This is a genomic window from Streptomyces sp. NPDC058291 (assembly GCF_042880855.1).
GTDB lineage: Bacteria > Actinomycetota > Actinomycetes > Streptomycetales > Streptomycetaceae > Streptomyces.
The window spans coordinates 1-11,035 of record NZ_JBHVYK010000144.1; the positions used below are offsets into that span (position 1 = coordinate 1).

The 11,035-nt window shown below is 72.0% G+C and carries 10 protein-coding genes and 2 pseudogenes; 8 read left to right on the forward strand and 4 right to left on the reverse strand.

Annotation, left to right across the window (positions count from 1 at the left end):
- Positions 1–107: 107 nt before the first annotated feature.
- Positions 108–1,685, reverse strand: a complete 1,578-nt coding sequence (locus tag ACFVYK_RS36910; protein WP_389781113.1) for an acyltransferase — start codon at positions 1,683–1,685, stop codon at positions 108–110.
- A gap of 277 nt (positions 1,686–1,962) precedes the next feature.
- On the opposite strand from ACFVYK_RS36910, the gene ACFVYK_RS36915 reads away from it, so the two are divergent.
- The 3 genes from ACFVYK_RS36915 to ACFVYK_RS36925 all read left to right on the forward strand — a co-directional run bounded on the left by ACFVYK_RS36915 (position 1,963) and on the right by ACFVYK_RS36925 (position 6,584).
- Entirely contained in the window at positions 1,963–3,171 is a 1,209-nt protein-coding gene (locus tag ACFVYK_RS36915) for an MFS transporter (protein WP_389781122.1), read from the forward strand.
- 404 nt (positions 3,172–3,575) lie between these two features.
- Positions 3,576–5,339 (forward strand): glycoside hydrolase family 35 protein, encoded by a 1,764-nt coding sequence (locus ACFVYK_RS36920; protein ID WP_389781114.1) that lies wholly within the window; start codon positions 3,576–3,578, stop codon positions 5,337–5,339.
- A gap of 162 nt (positions 5,340–5,501) precedes the next feature.
- Positions 5,502–6,584 carry a LacI family DNA-binding transcriptional regulator gene (locus tag ACFVYK_RS36925; RefSeq protein WP_389781115.1) on the forward strand — a complete coding sequence of 361 codons (1,083 nt, stop codon included), beginning with the start codon at positions 5,502–5,504 and terminating at the stop codon, positions 6,582–6,584.
- Positions 6,585–6,957: 373 nt separating this feature from the next.
- Here ACFVYK_RS36925 and ACFVYK_RS36930 read toward each other — a convergent pair whose 3' ends face one another.
- Positions 6,958–7,245, reverse strand: coding sequence for a DUF4190 domain-containing protein (locus ACFVYK_RS36930; RefSeq protein ID WP_389781116.1), 288 nt, complete (start codon positions 7,243–7,245; stop codon positions 6,958–6,960).
- Between the two features lie 168 nt (positions 7,246–7,413).
- Between ACFVYK_RS36930 and ACFVYK_RS36935 the strand changes: the two are divergent.
- From ACFVYK_RS36935 to ACFVYK_RS36950, 4 genes and pseudogenes are all read left to right on the forward strand, one after another.
- A pseudogene (locus ACFVYK_RS36935) lies at positions 7,414–7,639 on the forward strand (TerD family protein); the annotation flags it as partial.
- 102 nt (positions 7,640–7,741) lie between these two features.
- The gene (locus ACFVYK_RS36940) at positions 7,742–8,269 is read left to right on the forward strand and encodes a DUF3761 domain-containing protein (RefSeq protein WP_389781117.1); all 528 of its coding nucleotides are present in this window, start codon (positions 7,742–7,744) and stop codon (positions 8,267–8,269) included.
- A gap of 307 nt (positions 8,270–8,576) precedes the next feature.
- On the forward strand, positions 8,577–8,921 hold the full coding sequence (locus ACFVYK_RS36945; protein WP_389781118.1) for a hypothetical protein: 345 nt from the start codon (positions 8,577–8,579) through the stop codon (positions 8,919–8,921).
- Between the two features lie 4 nt (positions 8,922–8,925).
- Positions 8,926–9,168, forward strand: a pseudogene (locus ACFVYK_RS36950) (IS5/IS1182 family transposase); the annotation flags it as partial.
- Between the two features lie 681 nt (positions 9,169–9,849).
- Here the strand turns inward: ACFVYK_RS36950 and ACFVYK_RS36955 are convergent.
- Both ACFVYK_RS36955 and ACFVYK_RS36960 read right to left on the reverse strand, forming a co-directional pair.
- On the reverse strand, positions 9,850–10,266 hold the full coding sequence (locus tag ACFVYK_RS36955; protein WP_389781119.1) for a type II toxin-antitoxin system VapC family toxin: 417 nt from the start codon (positions 10,264–10,266) through the stop codon (positions 9,850–9,852).
- On the reverse strand, positions 10,263–10,526 hold the full coding sequence (locus ACFVYK_RS36960; RefSeq protein ID WP_389781120.1) for a CopG family transcriptional regulator: 264 nt from the start codon (positions 10,524–10,526) through the stop codon (positions 10,263–10,265). The genes ACFVYK_RS36955 and ACFVYK_RS36960 overlap by 4 nt, the downstream gene beginning before the upstream one ends.
- A 301-nt stretch (positions 10,527–10,827) precedes the next feature.
- On the opposite strand from ACFVYK_RS36960, the gene ACFVYK_RS36965 reads away from it, so the two are divergent.
- The gene (locus ACFVYK_RS36965) at positions 10,828–10,986 is read left to right on the forward strand and encodes a hypothetical protein (RefSeq protein WP_389781121.1); all 159 of its coding nucleotides are present in this window, start codon (positions 10,828–10,830) and stop codon (positions 10,984–10,986) included.
- Positions 10,987–11,035: the final 49 nt, after the last annotated feature.

The following is an 11,035-nucleotide window of genomic DNA, read 5'->3' on the forward strand; positions in this document are numbered from 1 at the left end:
TTCCCGGATTCCCGGATTCCCGGATTCCCGGATTCCCGGATTCCCGGATTCCCGGGTTTCGGGGTCTGAGCGTCCGGGCGTCCGGCACGGGTCTCGGGCCGGGTGGGTCAGACGGCCCTCTCCGGTTCGCCGTCGCCTTGCGCGTCCCCCCGGCCCCCGCCCGCTCCGCCGCCCTCCGGCCGGCCCGCCGCGCCCACGGACACGACCCGGGCGCCCGGAGCCAGACTCACCAGAACCGTGCCCACGCCCAGCCCCACCGCTGCCCACACCGGGAACTCGCCCCCGTAGGCGAACCCGTGCCCCGCGACATACGTCAGCGCGCAGACGCTCACGCCGAGTCCGCCCCACATCGGCCAGGCCGCCGCTCCCCGGAGCCCGGGACCGGGCCGCACACGGGCCTCCAGGACGGCCACCACCCGCTCAAGTGGCCGCAGCGCCCGCATGACTCCCGCCAGGACACCGCCCAGGACCAGGAGCCACGGCGCCCGCAGCACCCACCAGGCGGCGGAGCCGAAGCCGGGTTCGGGTGCGAGACCGGGCAGGTAGAACGCGGCCGCGACGATCAGCACCGGCAGCATGTGCCACAGGTAGAGCGCCATGCTGCCGGCCCCCAGAACCCGCACGGCCCGTTCCACCCGGGCCCGCTCCAGCACCCGCCGCACGACGGGTGCGACCAGCAGAGCCACCCCGACCTGCGCCACCGCCCAGGCCAGCATGGCCGCCGACGGAGGGTCGGCGTTGCTCAGCTCCTGACCGGTCACCAGAATCAGACTGACGGGGAACGGCCCGGGTCCGACCAGCGCGGCGAACGCCGCCCCGCCGCCCACCGCGAGCGCGACGGCCGCCGCCCGCCGTCCGCCGCCGCCCAGCAACCCGTCACGCCAGCAGAAACCGAGCTGGTAGACCACGCCCCAGACGAGCAGGTAGTTGAGCGCCCCGACGGTTTCGACGCCCCCGGAACGTGGCGAGCCGGCGGCAGCGACCAACGCGCCGACGCCGAAGCCGATGGCCCCCATGCCCAGGGGGACACGCGTCCCCCACCGCTCGTGAAGGGCGTACATCGCCGGTGTCAGGGAGCTGAGCAGCAGATACACCGGCAGGAACCAGAACTGCATGGCCATCGCCCATCCCGCCTGCGCCAGCGTGGCGCGGTCCACGCCGAGCCAGGCGCACACCCCGACGGCGAGAAGCACGAGACCGCTGTACGCGGTGGCGGGGAGCAGCAGCCGCACCGTTCGCCGCCCCACCCACCCGGCGACGGTCCCGCCGGCGGACCGGGCCCGCGTCCAGGACCCGCCGGCGGCGTGCCCCCCGGCGAGGAAGAACAGCGGCATGATCTGGAAGCCCAGGGTGAGCCACTGAGTCCAGGGCACGGTCGCCAGCAGCTCCGGCGCGACGATCTCCCCGTCCGGGCGCCGGACCAGCCCGGTGATCAGCCAGTGCCCGAGCACCACCAGCAGAATGGCCCAGGCCCGCAGGAAGTCGACGTACCGGTCGCGCCCTCGTTCTCCGGCCTCGGCTCCGGCCTGGGCTCCGGCTGCGGCTCCGGTTCCGGCCCCGGCCTGGGCTCCGGCCCCGGCCCCGGGCCCGCCTCCGGCCTCGACTCCGCCCCCACCCCCGGCCCTGACTCCTGCTCCGGTCCCGGTCCCGTCCCCGCCTCGGTCTCCGTCTCGCTCTCGGCTCATTCCTCGCATGCTGCCGTTCCCCCAACGCCCGTACAGCGAGAACCTCTTGTCGCAACCAAGCCGTGCCCGTGCCGACACCGGGCCCGTGCCCGGGCCCGCGACCGGCCGACCCCTCTTCCCCTCGGCCGTTCATCTTGACGGGGCGCATGTTACCGGTAACATCGACGCTCGTCGGAGCATCACCCGCATCCCACACCGCAGTGGGCCGTCCGCCACTGGAGCCCGTGTGACCGAGCACCCCACGGCACAGCGCACCCCGGCCACCCACCCCCAGCCGATCGCCCCACCCGAGCGGGTCGCGCCGCCCACCCCCGTCTTCACCGCGGCCGCGGTGGTCGCTTCCTGCGCGGGGTTCGTCCTCATCGGCGCCCTGCAGGCTCTCTACGGCCCGTCGATCCCGTCCCTCCGGGACGAGTTCGGCCTCTCACCCTCCGAGGCGGGCCTGGGCCTGAGCGCCCACTTCGTGGGCGGAGTCGCCGGAGTCCTCCTCTTCGACCGACGCTACGGGCGCACGAGCAACCGCCGGATCCTCGGCGCGTCGTACCTGCTGATGGCGGCCGGAGCCGCAGGCTTCGCACTCGCACCCGACTGGTCTGTCGCCCTCGTCGCGGCGTTCGTCGCGGGGCTCGGCTTCGGCGGCATCGACTACGGCCTCAACCAGCTCTTCTCCATCGGCTTCGGCCACCGCTCCACGGCGATGCTCAACATCCTCAACGCCCACTTCGGCATCGGCGCGATCCTCGGGCCGACCCTGATCGGCGTCGTCGGATCCGAGCACTACCCGGCCCTCTTCCTGGCCTTCGCGCTCGCCAACCTCCCTCTGCTGCTCTGTCTGAGAGGCGTGCGCAACCACACCCCGCACCCCACCGACGACACCGGCGCCCACGCCGACACCCGCCCCGGTCCCGGCGCCCGCACGCCCGCCGGCGCCGCCCTGCGCTCCGTCCTCGCCGTCTTCGTCACCCTCTACGTCCTGCACGTCGGCGTCGAGGCGGGCGTCGGCGGCTGGGAGCCCACCCATCTGGAGACCGTCGGCTACGGCGCGGGCGCGGCCGCCACCGCGACCAGCGTCTACTGGCTGATGATGACCGTGGGCCGCTTCCTGGTCGCCCCGATCGCCCTGCGTTTCTCCGCCCAAACCGTCATCACGGTCTCCTGCGCCGGCATGACCGCGTGCCTCCTCCTGGCGAGGGTCCCCGACCTCGCCCCCTACGCCTACGCCGGCGTCGGCCTCTTCATCGCCCCGATCTTCCCGACCGGCCTGCCCTGGCTCAACCGGGCCGCCCCGCGAGCCCGCCGCGCCGGCGCGGTCGTCATCGCGGCGTCCATGCTGGGCGGCGTGGCAGCGGGCCCGGCGCTCGGCAAGGCCATCGAGTGGTCCGGCGTCCGGGCGGTCCCGCTCATCCTGGCCGCCGTCTCGGCGACCTGTCTCGCGGCGACGCTCTGGCTGACCCGGGCGACACGGGCGCGCCGGGAGTCCGCCTGAGAGCGACGGGAACGCGCTCCCCACCCGGACGCGCCCCCCGGCTGCATCCCGCGCCCGCGGGAGCGGTGGGTGCCCCACCGAGGCGGTGGACGCCCCGCGGAGGCGGTGGACGCCCCGCGGCCCAGCCCGCCGCACCGCCACGACCACGCCCGCCGCCACGACCACGCCCGCCGCCACGACCACGCCCGCCGCCACGACCACGTGGGTCGACGCGGCCCACCGCCACGACCACGCTCGCCGCCACGACCACGCCCGCCGCCACGACCACGTGGGTCGACGCGGCCCACCGACACGACCACGCCCGCCGCTTCCTCGGGCGCGAGGGGACGCGCAGCGCCGCGCCCCGGTCAACCCGGCTCACGCAGCTCCACCCGTCCGCCCACGCACCACCCGAAGGGACCCGCATGCCCGCCCTGACCACCACCTCCGACGGCTTCCTCCTCGACGGCGACCCGTTCCGGATCCTCTCCGGCGCCCTGCACTACTTCCGGGTCCACCCAGACCAGTGGGCCGACCGCCTCCGCAAAGCCCGCCTCATGGGACTGAACACGGTGGAGACGTACATCCCGTGGAATCTCCACCAGCCCGAACCGGGCGCCCTCGTCCTGGACGGCCTCCTCGACCTGCCCCGCTTCCTCCGCCTCGCCGCGGCCGAGGGCCTGCACGTCCTCCTGCGCCCCGGCCCCTTCATCTGCGCCGAGTGGGACGGCGGCGGCCTGCCCCACTGGCTCGGCGCCGATCCCGACGTCCGCCTGCGCACCAGCGACCCCCGCTTCACCGACGTCATCGACCGCTACCTCGACCTCCTCCTCCCGCCGCTCCTGCCGTACATGGCGCAGGCGGGCGGCCCGGTCATCGCCGTCCAGGTGGAGAACGAGTACGGCGCCTACGGCGACGACGCCGCCTACCTCAAGCACCTCGAGCAGTCCTTCCGCTCACGAGGGGTCGAGGAGCTCCTCTTCACCTGCGACCAGACCGACGGCGACCACCTGGAGAAGGGCACGATCCCCGGCGTTCTGGCCACCGGCACCTTCGGCAGCCGTGTCGAGGCGTCGCTGCGGCGACTGCGCGAGGCGCAGCCCGAAGGCCCGCTCATGTGTGCGGAGTTCTGGATCGGCTGGTTCGACCACTGGGGCGGCCCGCACCACGGCAGAGACACCGAGGAGGCCGCCGCCGACCTGGACCGGCTCCTCGCGGCCGGCGCCTCCGTCAACATCTACATGTTCCACGGCGGCACCAACTTCGGTCACACCAACGGCGCCAACCACCACCACGCCTACGCCCCCACCGTCACCTCCTACGACTACGACGCCCCGCTCACCGAGAGCGGTGATCCGGGCCCGAAGTACCACGCCTTCCGCGAGGTCATAGCCCGCCACGCCCCGGTCCCGGACGAACCGGCACCCGCTCCGTCACCCAAACTCCCGCTCACCACCGTCGAGTTGACCCACCGCACCCCCCTCTTCGCCCTCGCCGGCAAGCCTCTTCGCGCCACGGACCCCCGCACCGCGGACGACCTCGGCCGGCGAGCCGGATACACCCTCTACCGGACGACGGTCCCGGCCCACGGCCCCGGCCTCCTCCACTTCACCGGCGGTGTGGGAGACCGGGCCCAGGTCTTCCTGGACGGCGCCCCCGCGGGCGTCCTGGAACGCGAGCGCCACGACGAGACGCTGCCCGTGCACGTCCCGCGCCCCGACGCCGTCCTGGAGGTGCTCGTCGAGAACATGGGCCGGGTCAACTACGGCCCCCGCATCGGCGTCCCCAAGGGCCTGCTGGGCCCGGTCGCCTTCAACGGCGCCCCGCTGCGCGGCTGGGACTGCCACCCCCTGCCGCTGGAGGACGCCCCCACCACGGCGAAGTACGCCGCCGCACCGGTCTCCACCGAACCGCCGTGCATCCAACCAGCCCTCTACCAGGGTGGGTTCGAGGTGACGACCCCCGCCGACGCGTTCCTCTCCCTGCCCGGCTGGACCAAGGGCGAGGCCTGGATCAACGGGTTCCACCTGGGCCGCTACTGGAACCGCGGCCCGCAGCGCACCCTCTACGTCCCGGCCCCCGTCCTGCGCCCCGGCCTCAACGACCTGGTCCTCCTCGAACTGCACGGCACGACCGCCCACCGGGTCCACCTCACGGACACCCCCGACCTGGGCCCGTCCAGCCCCTGACGCACACCCGCCCCCAGGGGCCCCTGCTCTCCGCCTCCGCCTCCGCCCTCGCCCGTGACCGGCCTATCCTGTGGGTCCGGGCAGGGCAGGCCCGTCGGATCCGCGGCCGGGACCGGACCCGCCCGCGGACCACTCCAGGCCGAAGGAAGAAGAGCACCCACCATGACCCCAGGCGCCGCCGACGGCCCGGCGACCAAGGGACGCAGCCGCCGCAACTTCGCGGGCGCCCGCCCGGTGATGGACGACGTCGCGAAACTGGCCGGCGTCTCCAAGCAGACGGTCTCCCGGGTGCTCAACGACCACCCGGCCGTCCGCGCCGAGACCCGGGAGGCCGTCCGGACGGCCATGCGCACACTGGGCTACCGCCCCAGCAGCAGCGCGCGCTCGCTGGCCAGCGGCCGCACCCGCATGCTCGGCGTGATCTCGTTCGACGCGGCCCGTTACGGCCCCGCCTCCACCCTCACCGCGATCAACGCGGCGGCACAGGAGGCGGGCTACCTGGTGAGCTCCATCGCCCTGGACACGGCGGACCGGGACACGGTCGTGCGGGCCGCGGACCGGCTGTCGGCGGAGGGCGCGGACGGCGTCATCGCCATCGCCCCGCAGGTCAGGGTGGCCCGGGCGCTGGCCGAGGCCCGTCTGGACACCCCGCTGGTCGTCATGGACAACGACCTCGGGGACGGCACCCCCATGGTCACCTCCGACGCCCGCACCGGCGCCCGCGAAGCGACACGCCACCTCCTCTCCCTCGGCCACCCGACGGTCCGCCACCTCGCCGGCCCGACCGGCTGGTCATCGGCGGACCGCAGAGCGGAGAGCTGGCGCGACACCCTCACCGCGGCCGGAGCCGAGATCCACGCCCCCCTCGTCGGCGACTGGAGCGCCGACTCCGGCTACGACCTGGGCCGGAAACTGGCGAAGGACCGCACCCTCACCGCCGTCTTCGTCTCGAACGACCAGATGGCCCTCGGCCTGCTGCGCGCTCTCCACGAGGCGGGACGCCGGGTCCCCGAGGACGTCAGCGTCGTCGGCTACGACGACATCCCGGAAGCCGCCCACTTCCAGCCTCCGCTGACCACGATCCGCACGGACTTCACGGACATCGGCACCATCGCGCTCCGCATCCTGCTCGACCGCATGGACACCCCACCCCAGCCCGGCGCACCCGCCTCCGGCCCCGTCCCCTCCCTGACCCTCGTCCCCGTCGAACTGAAGATCCGCCACAGCACCGCCCCGCCGAGCTGACGCCCCGCGCCGGACACGGGCGAGGACCTCCGGGGGCCGGGGCGGGCGACCGCGACGGTTACGCGACGCGGATTGCGGCGGGGGACCGCGGCGGGGGGCCGCGACGCGGACTGCGAAGGGGAACGGGGTGCGGACTGCGAAGGGGCACGGGGTGCGGACTGCGAAGAGGCACGGGGTGCGGACATGGCGGTGGGCCCGACTCCCGGCCGGACCCACCGCCATACCCACACCACACCCGCACCCGCACCCGCACCTGGACGCGCACTCACGCACGGGCTTCCACGATCACGGACACGCGCCGCACGGTGACGCGACTACGCCGCACCCATGCGCCGCCACGTCCCAACCGCTTGCGACCTCTCGCCGAAGCGCGTCAGCCGCCCACGTACCAGCTGAACCCGCCGTTGCTGGCGGCGACGGCGAGCAGCACGAGCCAGAGCACCACGTCGACGATGCCGAGGATGATGCCGGCCTTCGCCATTCCGGCCCCGCTCCTGACTCCCGCCTGACGCCGGGCGACGGCGCCGAAGATGATGGCCAGGGGGCCCAGGACGATGTTCAGCAGGAACAGTCCGATGATGCCGCAGGAAAGGCTGGCGACCGCGAAGCCGTTGGTGCGTGATCCGGAGGACGCGGCGGAAGAGCTGCCATAACTCGTCATTGCATACTCCCGGTTGTCGGTTGCACGGCCCGAACGGGTCACGCGCTCCTTACTCTTGACTCTTGACTTGGTTGTCCGAGTGCCCCGGGGAGACGCCCGCATGTCGACGGACCGTCAGATATCTGGCGGCGTCCGTGATACCGAGAGAGCGACGCCGACGTCTCCGTCCTGCTGCTGGACGGAGACGGCAAGGTCCGCAGCGACGGGATTTCTCCTTCCACGACAACCCGGTCGCCGCGGACGGAAGTGTGCAACTGCCGTGCAAGACACCGACGGAAGACGGCGACGCGGACCGCATCGGCTTCGACCTGACCGCCTCCCCGCCGCCGTCGACCGGATCGTTCTGGCGGCGAGCCGCTACGAAGGAGCCGCCTTCGGCGAGCGGGAAGGCCTGACGTCACGATGTCACAACTAGATCACCGCCTTCACCGATCCCTCACATCTGACGCGCGGATGTGGGTAGTTTCACCCCTCACGTACTTAACCAGGGGGTCCCGTGAGCTACTACCAGCCTCAGCCGCCGTTCCAGCCTCCGCCGGGACCGCCGGCCGCCCGACCCGCCCCGAAGTGGGCTCGCAAGCGCTTCGTACTGCCCGCCCTGGGCCTGGCGTTCATCATCGGCCTGGGCAGCGCCGGAGCGGACAGCCAGCATCAGAACGCGACGAAGACGGCGGCCAACGACAAGCTGCAGCCGACGGTCACGGCGACGGCCACGGCGACGGCCACGGTCACCGCGACAGCCACGGCGACGGCGACGGAGACCGCGAAGCCGAAGCCCGCGCCGACGGTGACGGTGACGGAAACCGTCAAGGTGAAGGTGACCGTCGCGGCGCACGCCGGTGCCGCGGGGTCGGGAACCAGCGGCGGCAGCTCGACGTCCGGCGGAGGCTCCAGCTCATCGGGTGGCTCCACCTCGGCGGGCGGCGGCGCGACGGCCCGCTGCAACGACGGCACGTACTCGTACGCCGCCCACCACCAGGGAGCTTGCTCACACCACGGCGGCGTGGCCGTCTTCTACCGGTGACCAACCCGTCAGGCCGCGCGTCAACGGACGGCGAGAGCCGGGAACCGACTGCCGCACTGAACGGGAAAGACCGCACCCGCCGGCTTCAGGAGTAGCTCACCAGGTGGGCCGGTCACCCAGCAGGCACGCTCCGGAGGTTCGGAGAAGTCTCGGCCTTGGAGGAGATGTCGGACTTCCCACGTGGGCCGGGCGCGGCGGGGGTGACGCTTGTTAAGGGCTGTCCCGCAAAACGCTGGCCGGCTTGCGCCCAGGTGGGAGCGGGGATACTCATGAGACTCCGCCACGGCAACTGTGGCAGCCTGCGGACATGCCATGGGAGCTGCGAGAACATGCAGGCCGTCACTACGCCGTTCTGTTCCACTACGCCTTGCCTGACGATGCCTGGTCCGTGGAACTGAGCGAGGCTCGGCCTACGTCGGCCAGGACGGCCGAGAACTCCGACGCCGTGGTGACCCACTTGCCCGGCGCTGCTGTCTTGCGGGTCCTCGTCCCGGACGAGGACCCGAATCTGGAACCGACCGTCCGCATCTACAGCCCCGACGAGCACGCCGTCCCCTACGAGATCATGCGGTGGTTCATGGAGCAGGTGGCCGACCAGGTCGAACGCTGCCGCATCGCGTTCGAGCAGGGTGGGCCTGAAGCGGTGGAATGATCATGTGGCGACTGGTGTGATCACAGCGTCGGAGACCTCCCGGACAGCCCCGTTCCATGGCCTGCGCCCACGGCAGTTCGGCAAGCTCATCTCCGCGTTACGACGCGAGGGCGCAGACCCGGTTGCCAAGGGCCGGCCATGGAGTCTGCTGCTGGAGGACCGGGCCTTGCCAGTCATCGCGTACTGGCGGACGAACCTGACCCTGAGGCAGCCCGCCCCGCTTTTCGGGATCCCGAAGTCGGCGGCTGGGAGCGGGAAGTCCGCGATGCGCAGCAGGCTGCCTGTCGCGTCGCGCTGCTCTTGCCATGACTGGTCGGCAGGGCTGTTTCCGAAGACGGGCGGGTCGGCTTGGGCTATCAGCCAGTCAAGAAGAGGGCCAAGCCCGGGCCACCCCGCGCCTAGCGCGCTCTCCAACGATTGCCATAGAGCGTCGCTGCATGCACCGACTGTGCCCAGCAGCGAAGCGCGGTCGAACTCTTGTCGCAGAGGGGCTGGTATGCCGTTGAGTATGCCGTCGGGACCGTCGAGCGGAACGGTCTCCAGGCACTCGCGGAGTGGATCGACGGTAATGCTCTTGTCGACGGCCCCCACAGTGCCATGACGAGCCACGATACCTATCCGTGCGGGCCGACGTGACCGGTCGCGGCCGGACTGGGCGGGAGCCTCACCGATCAAGAGCACGATGGGCGGTCCGTCGAGAGCTGCGTCGATATTCAGGCTCTTGGGGCGGGACTTGGTCAGGCGCTGCCCAATTCTGAACTTGCCCTGCTTGGCGTCGAGTTCGTTCGAGCTCAGAGTCACCATCAAGGCCACGCTCGGTCCTTATCCCGGTGGCTACGGCCATGGTTCAGATCGGAATGACTCCGCGGTTGGCGGCCCTGCGTGGGGAGCGCCGAAGGGGGTTGGCACCGCAGGCGAGAGCGGATGCTCAGACCTTGATGACGGTGATGCGAGAGCCGCACAGGGCGGTTAGATCCTCGGGGTCTGAGGTGAGAACTGTCGCCGGACCGGGGGCGGCGAGGGCGGTCGCGCCGAGCATGGCGTCGATGGCGTACTTGTGGCCGTCCAGGCCAGCGTCGGCGAGGAGGGCGGTGGCGTGACGTGCGATGGCCTCGGTGACCGGTTCGATGACGAGGCGGGAGAGGGTCCACTCCAGGGCCGGGCGGTTGATCCGGGGGTGGACCACTTCCACGAGGGTTGCCGCGGAAGTGATCACCCGCAGGTCGTCGGCGCGAGCGAGGGCGAGCCAGCCGGTGACGGTGCGGTCGCGAAGGGCGGCCTTGGCCAGCCCTTCGCTGTCGAGGACCAGGGTGCCGCCGGGGGTAGCGGCGGAGGAGCGGGTCACGCGGCGTTCGCCCCGCCCTGCGTTTGCTGCTGGCGGGCCTGGTGGAGCTGGTCGCGTAGCGCATGGATCTCTTCGTCGGTGATGGGCCCGTGCTCGGCCTCGGCGACCTGGATGAGTTCGTTGAGGTTGTCCCGCTCGATCTGGCGCGCGACGGCGGCGGCGACATAGGCAGACAGGCCCGAAGGGCCGCTGCGGGCCTTGGCGGCTTCGGCGATGCCGCGGGGCATGGTGATCGAGTACTTGCCGGTAGGGTCACTCATGCTACTCATCCTACCTCTAATCCTCCCTGCGCCGAGTGGGACTGGCGCAACAGGGACCGCGCGTCGTCGTCGCTGCCGGCGCTTGATGTGGGCCTCCAGGCCCCCTGAACAGAAAGGTGGTGGACGTCATGAGGAACTCGAAATCTCAGGCGCGCGGCGTCCCCGGCCGGAGACGTGGAGGAAGGACCGTGGCTGGCCGGCGCACGGCGGGTGCGACGGATGTGAGGGCGCTGGCCGATGACCTGGGCGCCGTGCTCCTCCGTGCCGTTTGACGGAGTTCTTCAAGAGGCTCGACCGCCACATGACTGCCCCGGTCACTGAGCAGAGCATCTGGCGCACCACCGCGGCAAACGAGGACTTCGAGCCCAATGCCTCCGCCCCGATCATGCGCCAGCAGAACATCGTTCACCTGACCAAGGTGATCACCGATTGGTACAAGAAGGCGCCTGCCGCCATCTGATCCATTGGGCAGCAGCGAGGCCCCCTCCACATGCGACGTGGAGGGGGCC

Bases quoted from the DNA above. Each gene is read 5' to 3' on its own strand.
- ACFVYK_RS36910 (WP_389781113.1), bottom strand. From the start codon at position 1,685: ATGAGCCGAGAGCGAGACGGAGACCGAGGCGGGGACGGGACCGGGACC.
- ACFVYK_RS36920 (WP_389781114.1), top strand. From the start codon at position 3,576: ATGCCCGCCCTGACCACCACCTCCGACGGCTTCCTCCTCGACGGCGAC.
- ACFVYK_RS36925 (WP_389781115.1), top strand. From the start codon at position 5,502: ATGACCCCAGGCGCCGCCGACGGCCCGGCGACCAAGGGACGCAGCCGC.
- ACFVYK_RS36930 (WP_389781116.1), bottom strand. From the start codon at position 7,245: ATGACGAGTTATGGCAGCTCTTCCGCCGCGTCCTCCGGATCACGCACC.
- ACFVYK_RS36945 (WP_389781118.1), top strand. From the start codon at position 8,577: ATGCCATGGGAGCTGCGAGAACATGCAGGCCGTCACTACGCCGTTCTG.
- ACFVYK_RS36960 (WP_389781120.1), bottom strand. From the start codon at position 10,526: ATGAGTGACCCTACCGGCAAGTACTCGATCACCATGCCCCGCGGCATC.
- ACFVYK_RS36965 (WP_389781121.1), top strand. From the start codon at position 10,828: ATGACTGCCCCGGTCACTGAGCAGAGCATCTGGCGCACCACCGCGGCA.